At 39.2% G+C, this 17,743-nt stretch carries 14 protein-coding genes and 2 pseudogenes; 7 read left to right on the top strand and 9 right to left on the bottom strand.

Annotation, left to right across the window (positions count from 1 at the left end):
- Nucleotides 1–596 precede the first annotated feature (596 nt).
- The 3 genes and pseudogenes from AC1DVK_RS06285 to AC1DVK_RS06295 form a co-directional block, all read left to right on the top strand.
- Nucleotides 597–1,274, top strand: coding sequence for a FadR/GntR family transcriptional regulator (locus tag AC1DVK_RS06285; RefSeq protein ID WP_477626061.1), 678 nt, complete (start codon nucleotides 597–599; stop codon nucleotides 1,272–1,274).
- A 14-nt stretch (nucleotides 1,275–1,288) separates the two neighbouring features.
- The gene (locus AC1DVK_RS06290) at nucleotides 1,289–2,527 is read left to right on the top strand and encodes a CynX/NimT family MFS transporter (protein ID WP_477626062.1); all 1,239 of its coding nucleotides are present in this window, start codon (nucleotides 1,289–1,291) and stop codon (nucleotides 2,525–2,527) included.
- A gap of 202 nt (nucleotides 2,528–2,729) precedes the next feature.
- A pseudogene (locus AC1DVK_RS06295) lies at nucleotides 2,730–3,075 on the top strand (transposase); the annotation flags it as partial.
- Between the two features lie 238 nt (nucleotides 3,076–3,313).
- Here the strand turns inward: AC1DVK_RS06295 and yhbH are convergent.
- Together yhbH and AC1DVK_RS06305 are read right to left on the bottom strand one after the other, a co-directional pair.
- The gene (gene yhbH / locus AC1DVK_RS06300) at nucleotides 3,314–4,483 is read right to left on the bottom strand and encodes a sporulation protein YhbH (protein WP_477626063.1); all 1,170 of its coding nucleotides are present in this window, start codon (nucleotides 4,481–4,483) and stop codon (nucleotides 3,314–3,316) included.
- 516 nt (nucleotides 4,484–4,999) lie between these two features.
- The gene (locus tag AC1DVK_RS06305) at nucleotides 5,000–5,179 is read right to left on the bottom strand and encodes a hypothetical protein (protein ID WP_089364592.1); all 180 of its coding nucleotides are present in this window, start codon (nucleotides 5,177–5,179) and stop codon (nucleotides 5,000–5,002) included.
- Nucleotides 5,180–5,297: 118 nt separating this feature from the next.
- Between AC1DVK_RS06305 and AC1DVK_RS06310 the strand changes: the two genes are divergently transcribed.
- Nucleotides 5,298–5,507 carry a hypothetical protein gene (locus tag AC1DVK_RS06310; protein ID WP_061461829.1) on the top strand — a complete coding sequence of 70 codons (210 nt, stop codon included), beginning with the start codon at nucleotides 5,298–5,300 and terminating at the stop codon, nucleotides 5,505–5,507.
- Nucleotides 5,508–5,661: 154 nt separating this feature from the next.
- Here AC1DVK_RS06310 and AC1DVK_RS06315 read toward each other — a convergent pair whose 3' ends face one another.
- The 3 genes from AC1DVK_RS06315 to AC1DVK_RS06325 all read right to left on the bottom strand — a co-directional run bounded on the left by AC1DVK_RS06315 (nucleotide 5,662) and on the right by AC1DVK_RS06325 (nucleotide 10,947).
- Nucleotides 5,662–7,557, bottom strand: coding sequence for a PrkA family serine protein kinase (locus tag AC1DVK_RS06315; protein ID WP_061461828.1), 1,896 nt, complete (start codon nucleotides 7,555–7,557; stop codon nucleotides 5,662–5,664).
- 545 nt (nucleotides 7,558–8,102) lie between these two features.
- Entirely contained in the window at nucleotides 8,103–9,737 is a 1,635-nt protein-coding gene (locus tag AC1DVK_RS06320; protein WP_061461827.1) for an APC family permease, read from the bottom strand.
- Nucleotides 9,738–9,936: 199 nt separating this feature from the next.
- A complete protein-coding gene (locus AC1DVK_RS06325; RefSeq protein WP_061465973.1) occupies nucleotides 9,937–10,947 on the bottom strand; it encodes a glutaminase in 1,011 nt (336 codons plus the stop codon).
- 314 nt (nucleotides 10,948–11,261) lie between these two features.
- Between AC1DVK_RS06325 and AC1DVK_RS06330 the strand changes: the two genes are divergently transcribed.
- Together AC1DVK_RS06330 and AC1DVK_RS06335 are read left to right on the top strand one after the other, a co-directional pair.
- Nucleotides 11,262–12,581: a sensor histidine kinase gene (locus AC1DVK_RS06330; protein ID WP_284149580.1), complete on the top strand. Its 1,320-nt coding sequence runs from the start codon at nucleotides 11,262–11,264 to the stop codon at nucleotides 12,579–12,581.
- Between the two features lie 4 nt (nucleotides 12,582–12,585).
- Complete coding sequence (locus tag AC1DVK_RS06335) at nucleotides 12,586–13,533, top strand: response regulator (protein ID WP_061461826.1); 948 nt, start codon at nucleotides 12,586–12,588, stop codon at nucleotides 13,531–13,533.
- A gap of 98 nt (nucleotides 13,534–13,631) precedes the next feature.
- On the opposite strand, the pseudogene AC1DVK_RS06340 reads toward AC1DVK_RS06335, so the two are convergent.
- The 4 genes and pseudogenes from AC1DVK_RS06340 to AC1DVK_RS06355 all read right to left on the bottom strand — a co-directional run.
- Nucleotides 13,632–14,213 (bottom strand): annotated as a pseudogene (locus AC1DVK_RS06340) (FecCD family ABC transporter permease); the annotation flags it as partial.
- A 293-nt stretch (nucleotides 14,214–14,506) separates the two neighbouring features.
- Nucleotides 14,507–15,256, bottom strand: coding sequence for an oxygen-insensitive NADPH nitroreductase (gene nfsA, locus AC1DVK_RS06345; protein ID WP_410861281.1), 750 nt, complete (start codon nucleotides 15,254–15,256; stop codon nucleotides 14,507–14,509).
- A gap of 86 nt (nucleotides 15,257–15,342) precedes the next feature.
- Nucleotides 15,343–15,831 carry a tRNA (uridine(34)/cytosine(34)/5-carboxymethylaminomethyluridine(34)-2'-O)-methyltransferase TrmL gene (gene trmL, locus AC1DVK_RS06350; protein WP_089364594.1) on the bottom strand — a complete coding sequence of 163 codons (489 nt, stop codon included), beginning with the start codon at nucleotides 15,829–15,831 and terminating at the stop codon, nucleotides 15,343–15,345.
- Between the two features lie 67 nt (nucleotides 15,832–15,898).
- Complete coding sequence (locus AC1DVK_RS06355) at nucleotides 15,899–16,762, bottom strand: amidase domain-containing protein (protein ID WP_317778574.1); 864 nt, start codon at nucleotides 16,760–16,762, stop codon at nucleotides 15,899–15,901.
- 272 nt (nucleotides 16,763–17,034) lie between these two features.
- Here AC1DVK_RS06355 and AC1DVK_RS06360 point away from each other — a divergent pair, with 272 nt between their 5' ends.
- Nucleotides 17,035–17,727 (top strand): DUF421 domain-containing protein, encoded by a 693-nt coding sequence (locus AC1DVK_RS06360; protein ID WP_477626064.1) that lies wholly within the window; start codon nucleotides 17,035–17,037, stop codon nucleotides 17,725–17,727.
- Nucleotides 17,728–17,743: the final 16 nt, after the last annotated feature.

The following is a 17,743-nucleotide window of genomic DNA, read 5'->3' on the forward strand; positions in this document are numbered from 1 at the left end:
ACTACCTGGTAAATAGCAACAAAGTATGTGAAAACAGCCTTAAAAAAAAGACCCCCGTTCTGAATGAGCCCCCCTATTTAATGACTCCAGGCAAAAGTGTTTATCTAAAAGGTAAGACAAAGTTGATTGGAGCGGGTGTTCGAGACTCCTGCTTAGAAAAGCGCGTCTAGGGGAGACACCAAAGGCGAAAGCCGAGGAGGCTCCCCGACCGCCCGCGGAAAGCGAGTGCCCTACGTTCCAATCAACGGCCAAATTGTACAACTCATAAAAAATAGACAAAGTCGACAGCTGTTTTTTATAAAAAGTTTAGCAACAGTATATTGTTTCCTTCTTTCAAATTTACAACTAAATATGCTAATTAAAAGATAAAAAAAACCCTTTTTCTCCATCAATTCTTTTGGAAAAGGGGTTTGTCTACACTCTGAATCCCTGAATTTATTGGAATTTAGGGATTTTTTCTTTTCCAAAATTCTTATGGGAAATTGAAATTTGATTTTACAAAATACTCGTATGCAACAAACATTCTTGTTATATATTAAACATACATGTTAAAATAACCAATGAACCAATCATCCTACAAATTCGAGGTGTATATATTGTCCATATCTAAAACAAATCGCTTATCCCTTGTAGAGCAAGTGGTTTCCCAAATCGAATCGTTAATCGAATCAGGTGAATGGGAAATTGGAAATCAGATTCCTCCTGAAATGGATTTGATCCAACAATTCGATGTAAGCAGAAATACATTAAGAGAAGCTGTACGATCACTTGTTTATGCAGGCCTTTTAGTGACGAAACAAGGAAAGGGAACATTTGTAAAGTCCTCAAGTGCCTTGGGGGCGGCATTTCAAAGAAGGATCCAGCAGTCAAGTTTATTAGAAACGTTAGAGGTCCGCCATGCCCTTGAAAGAGAGGGAGCTCAGTTAGCGGCACTGAGACGTAACCAGGGAGATATAGAAAGATTACGGCTTCATATAACAGCTTGCAGTAATGCGGCAAAAGCAAAGGATATCAAGGCTTACGAAGAAGCGGATATCCAGTTGCATAAATCGATTATGGGTTCATCACATAATGATTTATTGATTGATTTGTACGAACATATGGAAGACTCCCTCTATGATTCCATCCATCAGATAGTCGAGATGAGTTCTGATGCGAACCTTCATCTGAACATCCATTGCAACCTTGTAGATGCAATCATCGAGCAAGATGTGAACCGGGCAATCGAAACAGTGAATGAATACATTGCACAATTCAAAAAGTCTTTAGAGTAAGTACGGAGGAGATTATGAGCATTCATCAAGCGGCAAATCAACTAGAACAAACAAAAATGGATATTAAACCCAGGTTAGGACTTCTCATCATCGGGATCATTCTTCTTGGTGCCAATCTGCGGGCTCCCTTAACATCTGTTGGCCCCCTTGTCACTTCGATCCGGGATAATTTAGGAATTTCCAATACACTATCAGGTTCCTTAACGACATTGCCTTTGCTTTCTTTCGCATTATTATCACCATTTGCGCCTAGGATAGCACGGCGGTTTGGAATGGAGCTCACCCTTTTCCTTTCCTTGATATTATTAACGATCGGGATTGGGATACGCTCTGTTGGCGGCGTATTGACATTGTTCATTGGGACCATTTTAATCGGGTTGGCCATCGCAATGGGCAATGTATTGTTACCCAGTCTGATAAAACATAACTTTGCTAGGAATATCGGTTTAATGACAGGGACATATGCAGTTTCCATGAATTTATGTGGCGCAATAGGTTCCGGGATCAGCATTCCCATTGCTACATCATCGGGTTTGGGTTGGGCTGGTGCCCTTGGATGCTGGGGAATTTTATCTCTTATTGCGGTTTTCTTTTGGATGCCGCAATTAAGACGGCCATTCAAGTCAGGTAAGGATATACAAACGGCTCAAAAGGTTAAAAACATTAACTTATGGCGTTCTGGATTAGCCTGGCAGATTACTTTTTTCATGGGGTTGCAATCGTTTATCTTCTATACAGTAATTACCTGGATGCCGGAAATCCTGGAGCAAAAAGGCCTGAATGCTGATGAGGCTGGCTGGATGCTATCCATTATGCAGCTTGCCGTCATTCCCATAACATTCATTGTGCCAATTTTAGCTGGACGCTTACAAAGCCAGCGCCTGTTAGTGGTCCCACCTGTCACCTTCCTTATTGCAGGGATATTCGGCATATTATACGGAAGCACTATATTCATACCAGTATGCATGATATTGATCGGAATTGGCGTCGGAACCATTTTCAGTTTATCCATGATGTTCTTTAGTCTTCGAACACAAAGTACCCATGAAGCGACGGAATTATCAGGAATGGCTCAATCATTCGGTTACCTCTTAGCTGCCATCGGACCGGTATTATTCGGATTGCTTCATGACGTTACACATAGCTGGACAATTCCCTTATTTATGTTGGTCGTTATTTCGGCACTTATTTTCATAGTTGGAATGCGTGCAGGAAAAAATGAATATGTAACTACAAATGAAAGTCTCTCATGAATTTTGTAAAAAAGAGCATACTTACATGATAAAGAACCTGTGAAAGCGTTAGAACGACGTGTTGTCGAATTAACGAAACGAATGATATAAGTTTAGTGTATTTGAAAAAAGCCATTGCTCCTGTTGAGCAATGGCCTAGACAGTGGACAAACTCGATTAAAATCAAGTTTGCCTACTGTTTTTTTATGGCTTGTACAATTTGAAAGAGGGCTATCGCCAGTACAAATCACCAAAACACATTTGTGTGACATGTCATTTTTATCAAAGTGTACCGAAAGTAAAGATATCAAAAAGTAGTGACACGTCATATTTGGCACGATTATATGATAGAAGCAGATCATCTGCGTCATCATCAAGATGTAAAAAACCTATCTATGCGAAAAGTAAAGAAACGATTGAGCGTGTTTTCGCAGATGAAAAAAGAATAGCATGGTGCGTTGGACTACTAAGGGGACTTGAAAAATTGTCCATGCAGGTGATGCACTTTCGCTGCCATGAATGTAAAGAAGATGGCCAATTGGACATGGGAAGGTCAAAAAATGGCCTAACATAGTGGGCTCGTAAAGACACAATTCCTTAATATTGAGCAAAATTCAATTTCAAAAGGGGTTCGGAATGTTTTAATTCCGAACCCCTTTTATCTGAGCCATTGCTCTTGTTGAGCAATAGCCTTTTCGTATGTAATTCCTGAATCTGCAAAATGAAAAAAGACGTACAATGTGAATCGCACGCCTTTTTGCCTACAATTATAATGACTTGAAAATCGCCATCTCCAAGTTCTCTTTTTTATGCATACTTCTTACTTTCCTCGTCTTTAAAAAAGCTCTTCATTGCATGGAAAACATCAGCCTTTTGCTTAAGGATATAGTACCTGAATTTTTCATTATCGATGTTCTTATAAGCTGTCATCAATGTCGAATGGCGATTGTATTGATTGACTTCCCCGTATCCGAACATATTGGAAACCTTCATGAGTTCTTCAACAAGCTTAACGCATCGGACGTTATCGGATGTTAGATTATCACCATCGGAAAAGTGAAACGGATAGATATTAAACTTCGCGGGGTCATATTTATGATCAATAAGTTCTAATGCTTTTCGGTATACGGACGAACAAATCGTACCGCCGCTTTCCCCTTTTGAAAAGAAATCCTCTTCCGGAACCACTTTCGCTTCTGTATGATGGGCAATGAACTCGATTTCCACGGTTTCATATTTTGTCCGCAAGAAACGGTTCATCCAAAAGAAAAAGCTTCGAGCCATATATTTTTCCCACAACCCCATACTTCCGGAAGTATCCATCATTGCCAGCACGACTGCTTTGGAATCAGGTTTCTGGATCTCATTCCAGGTTTTGAATTTAAAGTCTTCCTTATAAATAGGATGAAAACCTGGGTCCCCCCTTAAGGCGTTCCGTTTGAATGCCGATATCATCGTTTTCTTTTTATCGATATTTCCCATTAGGCCTGTCTTGCGGATGTCGTTGAATTCAATATGTTCAAGCGTGTGCTCCGCCTGTTCTTTCTTCTGGAGATTAGGCAGTTCCAATTGACTGAACAGGGCTTCCTCCAATTCCATCATCGACACTTCGGCTTCATAATAATCCTCGCCGGCCTTGTCACCTGCACCTTGGCCCTTACCGGCTCCGGCATCGGACGGTGAGCCATCCCTTGCAACCACATCCCCCACTTTACTGTCTCCATCGCCTTGCCCTACATGTTTGTTCTTATCATAGTTATAACGAATTTTGTATTCATCCAAGGAGCGAATGGGGATCTTGATGACATCCCGGCCATTGGACATTATGATGCTTTCTTCTGAAATTAGATCAGGCAAATTATTCTTGATCGCTTCCTGCACCTTTTCCTGATGACGTTGTTGATCATCATAGCCTTTCCGATGGAGGGACCAATTTTCCTGTGAGATAACATATTGTTGATTATTCTCTTCCGACATTCTCTTCCCCCCTTAAAAATGTTTGCACGCTTTTCATCATTCCTTCATATAATAAATTAGTGTGGGAAAGCCCACATCATTCCGGTGTCCCAATGAAAAATACTATGCGAAAAAACGGATTAAAAGAAAAGTATTACTCTATCTTATGCAGCGGTGCAGGATAATTTACCACAAAATTCAATAATGGACGTTTGCCTATGAACTAGACAAGTCATGACATGGACATAGGGACCCTTGAAATATTTTTTTCTAATGTTACTGCAAAATAAGTATTTATCTAGAAAACGAACAGACTTATCAGTCCTGTTCGTTTTTCAGCAGGCTTCATTTATCGGATTAGATTTTTATAAGGTAACTTAAAATATCTTTTTGATGTTAGCCGTGTACAAAATCTAAAAGCAGAGACATGCAAATACATATCAAAAAATAGCAGCAATAAACCACAACAAAAGGGTGCTCCAGTAATTTTCTGGACACCCTTTTACACAGATAGAATGATTCTGGTTGTGATATTCGTCAATCTTTATCTTCCTCAATTTCATGTTGCACTGTACCTGGGCGTTTGTCCCGCTCTTTCAATTCTTCATTCGTCCTTTGATTTTCCATCTGCTTCCCAAGTTCTTTCATCTCTTCATAATCCTTAGCCATGGAGCTGTTTTCCGGAACATGCTCTCTTTTCAATTCTTCTTTACTCATTTGCTATCACCTCCACTTATTGATACCCAATATTTCCAAATCCAAAACGTAACATATCCAATGGGAAGATGGGGTATAGATAAGACATTATGATCAAACCAAAGGAGGTGTAAGAAGTATGCAAACAACTACACTTTATGTAAAAGAAGCAACGTCAGAAGGTCCGATTCTAAATCTAGAGTCCATACTTTTAAAAACGGAAGGCGTGGAACGTGCGATCATCGATGTTGATGATGGGGAAATTAAAATCGATCATAGCGAAGACGAACTTTCCCCCGACCAACTTATCACACTTATTGAACAGTATGGCTTGAATGTAACCAAATAGGAATCCAAAGTGCCGGGCTCCCCCTAGTAGGGCCCGGTAATTTTTTTGATTTTTAAATATCCGATACCTTGTCACCTTTAACAAATACTTTACCTTTCCTAAAAAAGGATATAAACCCCTGCCCAATAGGGGGCAGGGGCAAGAAAGCATGCATTTACCGATTTAACAAGCTGCCCACATAGCGCAGCAAATCATTGGCCGAAGTGGAATTATAACCGTGCTCATCGATAAGTCTCGTAATAACTTCGTTCACCTTCTTCAGTTGCCTTTCGTCTGGTGTTTTCGTTGAAGTAGTGATCTTGACGACATCCTTCAAATCCGCGAATAGCTTCTTCTGGATTGCTTCCCGTAAACGATCATGTGAATTATAATCGAATCGCTTTCCTTTACGCGCATATGCAGAGATACGAATCAATATTTCTTCGCGGAATGCTTTTTTTGCATTCTCGGAAATTCCAATTTGCTCTTCAATCGAGCGCATCAATTTTTCATCCGGATTAATTTCTTCCCCTGTCAAAGGATCGCGCAGCCTTGATTTATTGCAGTATGCTTCGACATTGTCCAGATAATTATCCATGAGGATTTTCGCAGACTCTTCATATGAATAGACAAATGCCTTTTGCACTTCATTTTTTGCAATGGCATCATATTCTTTACGTGCAAGGGAAATGAAATTCAAATACCGCTCCCGAAGTTCGTTCGTAATGGACGGATGCTGATCAAGACCTGCTTTTAATGACATAAGTACATCCAATGCATTGATGGACGGATTTTCCTTACGAATGATCGTAGAGGAAATTCGGTTAATCACGTAACGTGGATCGATTCCGCTCATGCCTTCGTCCTGATATTCTTTCTTCAATTCATTGATGTCTGCGGAATTAAAGCCTTCCACATTTTCCCCATCATACAGCCTCATCTTTTTCAGTAAATCTATATCGCCCTTTTTGGGATCCTTCAAGCGGGTCATGATGCTGAAGATTGCCGCCACCCGTAATGTATGCGGGGCAATATGAACATCTGAGACATCACTTTCATGAATCATTTTTTCATAAATCTTTTCTTCCTCGGTAACCTTCAGATTATACGGAATAGGCATGACGATGATCCGCGAATGCAATGCCTCATTTTTCTTGTTGGAAATGAAAGCTTTATATTCCGTTTCATTCGTATGGGCCACGATAAGTTCATCTGCACTGATCAATGCAAAACGCCCTGCCTTAAAATTCCCCTCTTGTGTCAATGAAAGCAAATGCCATAAGAACTTCTCATCACATTTAAGCATCTCCTGGAATTCCATCATCCCGCGGTTTGCCTTGTTCAGTTCGCCATCAAAGCGATAGGCACGCGGATCCGATTCAGATCCATATTCGGCAATCGTCGAAAAATCGATGCTGCCCGTCAAATCAGCAATATCCTGTGACTTAGGATCAGAAGGACTGAATGTTCCAATTCCAACACGCTTATCCTCTGAAAGGAAAATACGCTCGACCATCACATCTTCAATCCTGCTTCCATACTCCTGTTCTAACCTCATTACATTCAGCGGCGATAGGTTTCCTTCAATCCTGATGCCGTATTCCTCATAAAAATCACCCCGTAAATACTGCGGAATGAGATGCAGTGGATCTTCATGCATCGGGCATCCTTTTATTGCGTAAATGGCACCAGAATCCTTTAATGAATAATTTTCAAGTCCACGCTTCAGTAAAGAAACGAGTGTAGACTTTCCTCCTGAGACCGGACCCATGAGAAGCAAAATCCGCTTACGGACATCCAGCCGCTTTGCCGCCGGATGGAAATATTCCTCGATGAGCCTTTCCAGTGAATCTTCAAGCCCAAACAACTGACCGCTGAAAAAATTGTATTTCTTTGACCCATTTACTTCCTCTATCCCTGCATCTCTGATCATGTTGTATACACGTGAATGAGCAGATTGAGCAACTAATGGCGTTTCTTTCAAAATTTCTAAGTACTCTGCGAAGGTGCCTTCCCACTTCAGCTTCTGTTCATCTTCTCTAAATTTTTCGATTTTCTTTAAAATATCCATTTAAGGAACCTCCCCCTGTCACTTTCAGAGAATACTTAAATCTATGCTCTAAGTCTGACAAACATGTCAGACTTTAAAAAGTGTCCGGGCATTGTTTAGAAACCTCCTGCACGCTCCATATATCGAAAAAGGCTTCATCATTGAACAATTGATGACAAATCGGCTGACAAGAAAAATAGTGTACACTACTGCTAAAAATTAGGGTATACTAAGCCTATACTTAAGTGGGACAATATGGGTAAAGGGAGGTCACATTATGGGCACAATTATTATCGTTGCAGTTGCTATTACATTTTTAGCCGCTATCTTTACTGCTGGTTATGAAGATAAACCGGGTGTCAAATAAAGAAAATATTAAGGCCTTTCTTACATTCCAAAAAAGGGGACAGCAAATTAAATTTGCTGTCCCTTTTCTTTGCACACCCATCCATATAAATAGAAAAAAGTCCTTTCGAACCCAGGAAGGATTTTTTACTTTTAAAATAAATTAATAAACCCTTCATTGATTCCATGCAAGCATGAAATCAATGAAGGGTCTTCATATTTTAAACAGCGTTCTTTTTTTCCGTTTGAGATTTGGTATTGTCGTTCTCCAATGATCTCAAGTCGTCGTTTACTTTCTTTCCTTGTTCCAAATATTCTGTTTGGAATCCACTCTTTATTGCCCATCTATAAAACACCAGTGATAAACATGTAATGAGGGCCATATCCCAACCAAATGGAATTACGTTAAGTCCACCAAACTTTTCACTGCCTAAATATGAAATGGCCATCATACAGATTAAGTAAACAACCATCCAAAGTCCTGCCGAAAAGTTTTGACGGAATCCCTTCCAGTTTATTTTTGCTTGATAATAGAAATAAACGGGAAGACCGATCATTATGATAAATAATACTTGACCTGTCAGTGGCCATCTTGCCCAATAAAGAACCAAAGAAGCAAAAACAAAGCCAAGTGGCGCAATGATGCTTAATCCTTTTAGACGTAATGGTCTGTACAAGTCCTTACCTGTGCGTCTTAGCGTCATAACAGTAACTGGACCTGTAATATAAGAGACTAAAGTGGCAACCGAAATTACCTCTGCTAGTACTCCCCAGCCCCTAAACATGAATAAAAACAGGAAAGATACACCTAGATTTAAAAACATGGCTTGACGCGGGATACCATAAAGAGGATGAAGATTTCCAAACACGCTTGGTAAATATTTATTCTTTTCCATTCCATAAATCATTCGTGATGTTGTCGCCGTGTATGTTATTCCTGTCCCGGAAGGGGAAATAAAAGCATCGGCGTATAGTAAAATGACTAACCAGTTTATGCCTAAAACAATTGCTAAGTCAGCAAACGGTGAATTGAAATTCAAATGATGCCATCCGTTCACAATCATGGACGGATCAACTGCTCCAATAAACGCAATCTGTAATAAAACATAGATAACCGTTGCAATTAAAATGGAGCCAATCACTGCAATTGGGATCGAGCGTCCAGGATTCTTTGCCTCACCCGCCATATTAATCGGACTTTGAAAACCGTTAAACGCAAAGATTATTCCAGAAGTCGCTACTGCAGTAAGCACACTTGCCCAACCATTAGGTGCCATACTTCCTGCTGACGTAAAATTGGATGCATGAAAACCAGCAAATAAAAGTGATCCAATCGTAAGTCCAGGTATAATAACCTTAAAGACTGTAATAAATGAGTTAGCTTTTGAAAACAAACTAACTGTCCAGTAATTTAATAAAAAGTAGACGATAAGTAATCCAGAGGCAATTGCCAAGCCTCCCCCTGTAAGCCTTCCATTTTCCACTAAACCATGTGTCCACTTCGCCCATTCCCATGGCCATGAGCTCATATATTGGACTGAAGCAATCGCTTCAACTGGAATTACGGAAACAATTGCAATCCAGTTTGCCCAACCTGCAAGAAACCCGATGAACGAACCATGAGAGTACTGCGTATATTTTACCATTCCCCCAGCTTCAGGAAACATTGCCCCTAATTCACTGTAAGAAAGTGCAATAAATAATATTACCACCATTCCTATAATCCAAGAGATAATGGCAGCTGGTCCTGCGATTTGTGCCGCTCTCCAAGCTCCAAATAACCAACCTGAGCCAATAATAGACCCGAGTCCTACCATCGTTAATGAGAACGTTCCCATCTTTCGCTGTAAATTCATATGTCATCACCATGCTTTCCAAAAATTCATTCCTTTAAATAACGTTTAAAGTAACTGGATTTATGATTTGTGCTAGTGTACGCCCAAATAAATCTTAATGTAACTGCTGTATTCAGATCACCTCTTATTAAGCGCCTAACTTTTTGATTGGAATATCTTAAGGTTGTCCCCTTTATGAGAACAAATATTTTCTGCTTTTTTAGAAAATGCTTAGATCCCATTCTTCTGCCATATGTTTCAATAGCATACTACCTGTCACGCTATTCCCATATTCATCAATTGCCGGCCCATAAATACCAATACCACATCCACCTTTGAAGGGCATTCCGCTTCTGGCACTTGGAGGAACTGATGCCATAATTCCACCCGATACTCCACTTTTGGCTGGCACCCCAACAAAAGCCGCAAATTTCCCCGAAGCATTGTACATTCCACAAGTAAGCATTAACGCTTTGGCTAGTTTAGCCACTTTTTTAGGGAGAACTTGTTCTTGACGTATAGGATGGTAACCATCTAGTGCGAGGATCAATCCAATCAGGGCTATGTCTTCTGCAGTCACTTCTATGGAACATTGCTTCAGGTAAACCTCTAAAGCCTCCTCTACATCAGATTCTAAATAATTCATCTCTTTTAAATAATGTGCTAAAGCTCTATTTCTATGAGCGGTTAACATCTCAGATTGAAATACTTCCTCATTGATGATTGGGCGCTTCCCTAACAGATTTTCAAATAATGCAAGGAGAAATTCCAATTTTTTTTGTGAAGACTCCCCTGGCAGAAGCGAAGCTACAGTAATCGCCCCAGCATTAATCATAGGATTAAACGGTTTTCCTGGCTTATGCATTTCTAAACGAATGATTGAATTGAAAGCATCCCCAGTTGGTTCCACATCTACCCTATCCAACACATAAGAAATGCCGCAACCCAAGCATGCGGCTATAAAGCTGACCACTTTTGAAATACTTTGCAACGTGAAAGGGACTTCCCAATCTCCTGACTTTATCATGTTTCCACCTGGCTCTAGTATGCAAATACCTAACTGCGATAAGTGTGTATTCCTCAACGCAGGTATATAATTGGCGGTTTGTCCTTCAGTAGCATAGGGTTTGTAATTTGCTACCCATTCATCCAAGCAGGCTTGCTTTTGATTATTAACATGAATGTTATAATCTTTTGTTAATTCTCCAACCACTTTCTTCCACCTCTTCATTGTTGTGCTTAACTTTAATGGATTAGATGAAAACATAATGAATATTCTAAATATTGTTAAGCGCTTTCAAAAGTTTTTACCTACCTTGAATTTTAAAACGGGAACTACATAATCTTACAAAAACCTACAAAATCTAAAAAATAAAAATCCTTTAAAATCAAAAACGTGATTCTTTTCACATGTTTTGATACTATTTTTGTGGATAGAAAAAAAGATTGTTTTTTCCGTATTTTTACTAATACGTTCTATTAAGCAAAGTAAGCATTGTATTGAAGCCGCTGAAACTGTATACTGATTTTTTAAACAATTGGGAGGTGAACGCCCTGAATCTCGGTACGTTAATGAAAAAAGAGGTCAATATCCTTGCTCTGATGTTGTTAACAGTCCCATTAGCTGGTGAATTGAGTTTTTATCCTTTAAATGAAACGTTTCGGATAAGTTTTGGTCCGCCTGCACTTTTCTTTTTTTTACTATTATTACAGAAAACACCTGCTATTTTATCAGGTGCCTTGACAGGAACGATGGTTGTGTTATTTCGTATCCTAATAGACTTTTTCACAAATGATAATTTTCACTGGGCGTCCACTTTTCAAGAACAGTATCCCAGTTTTTTCTTTTATTTCACCTATTCCTTTCTTTTTTCTTTAGTGAAAATCAACCGCTTTCAAAACCGGTCTTTGATTATTGGATTTATTGGCCTCATTATCGAAATATTATCCGACACTGCAGAATTAATCATTCAATATTTTGTATTAGAAACAACAATTACGTTAGGTTCATTAAATGAGATGATCGTGATCGCATTCGGACACAGTTTTATCGTTTTAAGCTTTTTTAATATGATGAAACTTTATGAGGCACAATCAAGAGAAAGGCAAATCAGAAAACAAAATGAACACATGCTGATGCTCATTTCCAATTTATACGAGGAAACGATTCATTTAAGAAAAACATTAAAAAATGCAGAGAATATAACAAAGGAATCGTATGATTTGTATCGCGATTTAAAAGAACGGGAAAAACGGGAAAAGCAACCCCATGTTCTTACACAGCAATATAGTCAAAGAGCATTGCGCATTGCGGGTGAAATGCATGAAGTTAAGAAAGATAATCAACGAATTTTTGCTGGTCTCTCTAAATTGATTTCTAATGAGAGTTTTAAGGATTATATGGAAGCTGCTGAACTTATTCGATTAATTATCCGAATTAATGAAAAATATGCCTTATCACTTGGAAAGGATATTCAATTTGAATACTCTTTAGATGGAAACACCGATTCACATTATCATGTATATACCGTATTATCTCTTTTCAATAATTTAGTCGCTAATGCAGTGGAGGCAATTAAAGAAAAGGGAATCATTAGTTTAAGTTTGAGTGAACTTTGCGATAATGTAGAATTTAAAGTTGCTGATAATGGACCTGGGATCCCTAAAAAATATCAGACCGTTATATTTAAACCTGGATTCACTTCAAAATATGATCATTTCGGGACCCCTTCAACAGGGATTGGACTCTCATATGTTAAAGAAGTTGTGAAAGAACTGGGAGGGGATATCCTATTAGAGAGTAAGATTGACGGCGCTGTTTTTTCTATAAAGTTACCAATCCATAAGTTGATACAGAAAGGATGATTTCATGCGTTTTTTTATAACAGATGATGATTGTGCTATACGTTCGAACTTAAGCCAAATTATAGAGAACGAAGATTTAGGAGAAGTGGTAGAGGAAGCGGAAGATGGCAGTCAATTAGAAGGACATATTTTGAATTTAAAACAAATTGATATTTTATTTATTGATTTATTAATGCCCATCCGGGATGGCATAGAGACACTTCGTCATATAAAAAGTACATTTAATGGAAAAATAATAATGATTTCACAGGTTGAATCAAAAGAGCTGATTGGTGAGGCATACTCACTCGGAATCGATTATTATATTACTAAACCAATTAATCGCATTGAAATATTAACAGTTATCCGAAAGGTCATGGAACGTATTCATTTAGAAAGATCGATCACTAATATCCAAGCCTCTTTAAATAGTGTATTGAATTTTGAACAGCCTAAGGCTGATAAATCAAATAATTTTAATGAAAAAAGCATAAAAGAGGTGGGCGAATTTTTATTATCGGAATTAGGGGTTGTGGGAGAAAATGGGGCAAAGGATTTAATTGAAATGCTTCAGTATTTATTCATGTATGAACGGACATTTACTTTTGAACAGCATTTCCCGACTCTTAAAGATATCTTTGAAGAGATTACAAAAAAAAAGCTCGGAACATCAGCTGGGCAAGTTGATATTAATCGAGAAATGAAAGCTGCCGAACAGCGAATACGCAGAACGATCAACCATTCGTTAAATCATTTTGCTTCGCTCGGTTTAACGGATTTTTCAAATCCAAAGTTTGAAAATTACGCTTCCAAATTTTTTGATTTCACAGTCGTTCGCCAAAAGATGAAAGAACTGCAAAAGGATTCAACGATCGTCCTTACTCCTACCCGGGTAAATACAAAAAAATTCATTCAAGTGTTTTTTTTCGAAGCGAAACGATTGAATCCAGAGGAAATAAATAGATATAGATAAATTCCATAAATAACAATGGAATTTTGTTTGATTCCACAAAAGGAAGTGAAAAAAGCGTAAAATCCCCTGAAAGATTTCAAGGGATTTTAGCAATGAACTCACTTCTTCAACAATAAATACATGAAATAAGGAGCACCGATCAACGCTACCATGATACCTGCAGGAATCCCCTCAGGTTCAACAATATTACGTCCTATCGTATCGGCAAGCAACAATAGCCATCCACCGAGTAAAATGGCAACTGGAATGAATAATTGATTTCGAGATCCCACCAAAGATTTTGCTATATGTGGGGCCATGAGTCCAATGAATGCAATTCCGCCTGTAACAGAAACGGCAGCCGCAGCCAGTGCGACAGCTGTGATTAGCAATACGATCCGTTCCTTTTCAATCGATACACCCACTCCAATTGCGATTGGTTCACTTAAACCAAGCAGATTCAAACGATTTGCTTTATATAAAGTGAATCGAATGAGGATGATTAACCATGGAAGAATAGCCCAAATGAAGGGCCAATCCGTACCCCATATATTTCCCGCCAACCATTTTGCAATGAAATCGACTTTTGCCCGTTCCGCTGTTGAAATGAGGACAATCATCAAGCCTGAAAGCGCCATTGAAAATCCTACGCCAATCAAAACTAACCGAACAGGTTCAAGGCCAGCCCTTTTCTTAAATGAGAGTATATAGTTGCGATGATTGGTTTACCTTTCTTCCTCCTAATCGTGCGTAAAGGAGGTAAAGATTCAATTGAAAATGATTATCATTACCACTACTTTAATACTATAATTCTATCTAAATATATTGTCAATAGTTAGTTCATCGGCATATAAGAAGACAACCTTTTAGATCTATTGCCTGAAAAGTTTTACCAATTGATAAATGAAAACAGTGAAGATCCCGGAAATATTTCCGGGATCTTCACTGTTTGGCTCATGCTCAGGATTTTGAAAGATGTCCCTTAAGTCATCAATCAATGTTTCTTAAATCCTTGCTTTTCCACGTAATCTTTCATGTACAGCCTGCTTTTCTTTCCAAGCATGCCAGCCATTTGCTCGGTCCAGGTGTCTTTTCGTTTACCTTTAGTCCGGCGTTCGTAATAACTGGAAATCGTTTCATTGTACTCTTCAAGTTGTCCGATGAACTCCTGCTTATCCTCCTGATATCCATTTTCATGATAGATATTGGACTTCGGCAAACGGGGCTTTTTATCCGAACGGTTTTTCGGATATCCAACCACTAAAGCGAATAATGGAATAACCCGGTGCGGTATATTCAAAACCTCAGACACTTCCGGGAGATTATTGCGTATCCCGCCGATATAGCAAATGCCAAGTTCCATCGATTCTGCGGCCAATGCTGCATTTTGAGCCGCCAGAGCAGCGTCAATACAGGCAACCATGAATTTCTCCGTACTTTCAATCGATTCAGTCAGGTCCATGTTTTCCATTTCGGAAACCATATCCTGACGATATAAATCGGCGCAAAAGACGAATAGATGTCCATTCTTCTCTACATAAGCTTGTGGTCCGGCAAGTTCAGCAAGCTTGGCTTTCTTTTCCGGTTCGGTTATCCCTATGATTGAATACGCTTGAATATAACTTGAAGTCGATGCAGCCTGGGCGCATTCCACAATCGTATTGATTTGCTCCTCAGACAATGGCTTGTCCTCAAAAGAACGAATGGAACGGTGATCTAAAATCTTCTCAATTATTTTATTCAAAGCTCTCACCCCTATTGAATATGTATAGTGAAAAATCCATCATCGGGGCTGTAATTCCCCCGATGACAGTAAGCCAGTGATGACACTCAACCTTTTGTTTTCAAATCCAATTCACGGTAATTTTGCTGTCTCAATGCTTCATAAATCAAGATGGCAGCCGTGTTCGACAGATTAAGGGAACGTACTTTATCCGTCATTGGAATCCGAAGGCACCGATCCATATTTTCTTGGATCAGCTCTTTCGGGAGGCCCGTCGTTTCACGGCCAAAAATGAAGTATATCTCACTGTCTTGATCACTGTAATCGAAGCTGGAATGCGGCTGCTCGCCGAATTTCGTTAAGTAATAAAATTCACCGCCGGCATTCTTTTCGTAAAACTCTTCTAACGAATCATAATAATGGATCTTTACATTCTCCCAGTAATCGAGCCCAGCCCGTTTGAGCTGTTTGTCATCCGTTGAGAAACCGAGCGGGCGAATGAGATGTAAAGACGTATCCGTCCCTGCACACGTTCTTGCAATATTGCCTGTATTTGCTGGAATCTGTGGTTGATATAAAACTACATGTATTGCCACTTCTTATTCACCTCTAGTTTGAACTTCACCTTAATTATAGCATTAAACAAAAAAGACTAAAAACCAATCACCCTCCATCCAAAATCACAAAGAATTTATAAACGATGTTCGGTGTATATCTAGTCGAATCCTCATACGTCCAATACCGGTGACGGCTATTCATCGTATGGGCATTCACAAGCGGCATCCCATCCTGATCCTTCGCGGTTACAATCAAGTTATGATCAAACCGTCCGTCCCCTTCAAAATCTATACAAAGGATATCACCCAAATTCAATTCCTCTGCCGTCTCCACCTGCTTTGTCCTGATGGCATTCCCGGATTTTAGCAGATGATATAAAGAATGTGCCGTCGTCCAAGTGTAACTCCAGCTTTTTCCTCTTATCCACCAGCCCTTACTTTTGTTTGGCGCCCCCCACATCGGAATTCCTCCCGCATGTAGACATTGTGAAATGAAATTCGTACAATCATCAGTGAATTTATGATACCTTGGATTGAATTCATTCCACCAACGCTCGGCATATTGGACGGCCTTCATCCGCTCATACTTATATGCAAGTCGATTTGCGCCGGGATCACATTTTGGCTGTACCTCTTCCGTTTCAAAGCTGGGAACCAGCTCACATTCATCCACTATATACCCATTTCGAAATCGAGCTTCCCTTTCTTCCATTTCTTCTTCAATATAAAATGAATCCTCCTTTTTCAATAAATATTGCAGGTGCACTTGATAAGTCAGGACTGTATCCATGTCTTCCTTTCTCTTCGAATGAACCTTGCCTGCTGCATTCACCCGAACAATTTCCGCTGCACGGTTCCTCATCAATTCCTTTTTCAGATGTAATTTCCTTTCACTCCGTTCCTGATTATCGGAAGTATAAAACTCCACTCTTTCTTGTAAAAGGCGTTGCAATTGTTCCCTCAAGTTCATGCCCTCCTTCTTACTATCTATGCTAATGTGTATGTTCGAAGGGGATTAAAATGCACCTGACGATTTCCTCCCGCCTTTTTTACGATTTTAAAGGGCAATCCAAACAACCCTCACATTCATAAATTTTAAAGTCACGTGTGAAGCCTTTCCGTATGGATCGATTACAGTATGGCTTTTTTTATCCTGAATTATAATCAAAGTAATATTGGGGAAAATATAAGAATGAATACACGATTATCTAACCTGATTAGACCAGATTGGAGACGGAAATTTTGAGCTTTATTGAAGTGTTAAGTAGGGTAGTCGCTGCTTTTGTGGTTTTACTATTGATGACTCGAATTATGGGAAAAAAGCAAGTAAGTCAGATGACTTACTTTAACTATATTACAGGTATCACTATCGGCGCGGTGGCTGCTTCCATCACAATCGATACAAGTATTGATATGGTTGACGCCTTCGTTAGTTTAATCGGTTGGTCCGTACTCACTATGCTTGTAGGCTTTATTAATTTAAAATCTCCAAAAGCTCGTATAATACTTGACGGCGAACCTACAATTGTAATCAAAGATGGAAAAATCCTAGAGAAAGCGTTGAAAGGGGAAAAATTAAACATGGATGACCTTAGCATGCTATTGCGAGAACAAAGCATATTCTCCATGCAAGAGGTAAACTATGCCGTTTTAGAACCAAATGGTCAATTGTCTGTCTTAAAAAAAGTGGATAGCCAGAATGTTTCCAATAAGGATATTACTTATGTGAAACCATCATACATACCTACAGAAATTATTGTGGATGGAAAAATCGTTCCTCATAATTTAAGTAAACTGAGCTTAAACCAAAGCTGGTTGGAAACGCAATTACAGCAGTTTGGTGTATGCCTGCAAGATGTATTTTATGCTGAAATACAAAGTGATGGCACTTTGTATATAGATAAAAGACAAGATGACCAGTTTCCTCCACGTTAAGAGGAAAAGGGGGAAC

This window comes from Peribacillus sp. P4_B1 (assembly GCF_056402395.1).

What these genes read in the sequence shown, in the direction of transcription:
- AC1DVK_RS06290 (WP_477626062.1), top strand. Translation starts at nt 1,289, where the DNA reads ATGAGCATTCATCAAGCGGCAAATCAACTAGAACAAACAAAAATGGAT.
- yhbH (WP_477626063.1), bottom strand. Translation starts at nt 4,483, where the DNA reads ATGTCGGAAGAGAATAATCAACAATATGTTATCTCACAGGAAAATTGG.
- AC1DVK_RS06305 (WP_089364592.1), bottom strand. Translation starts at nt 5,179, where the DNA reads ATGAGTAAAGAAGAATTGAAAAGAGAGCATGTTCCGGAAAACAGCTCC.
- AC1DVK_RS06310 (WP_061461829.1), top strand. Translation starts at nt 5,298, where the DNA reads ATGCAAACAACTACACTTTATGTAAAAGAAGCAACGTCAGAAGGTCCG.
- AC1DVK_RS06315 (WP_061461828.1), bottom strand. Translation starts at nt 7,557, where the DNA reads ATGGATATTTTAAAGAAAATCGAAAAATTTAGAGAAGATGAACAGAAG.
- AC1DVK_RS06320 (WP_061461827.1), bottom strand. Translation starts at nt 9,737, where the DNA reads ATGAATTTACAGCGAAAGATGGGAACGTTCTCATTAACGATGGTAGGA.
- AC1DVK_RS06325 (WP_061465973.1), bottom strand. Translation starts at nt 10,947, where the DNA reads ATGAAGAGGTGGAAGAAAGTGGTTGGAGAATTAACAAAAGATTATAAC.
- AC1DVK_RS06335 (WP_061461826.1), top strand. Translation starts at nt 12,586, where the DNA reads ATGCGTTTTTTTATAACAGATGATGATTGTGCTATACGTTCGAACTTA.
- AC1DVK_RS06355 (WP_317778574.1), bottom strand. Translation starts at nt 16,762, where the DNA reads ATGAACTTGAGGGAACAATTGCAACGCCTTTTACAAGAAAGAGTGGAG.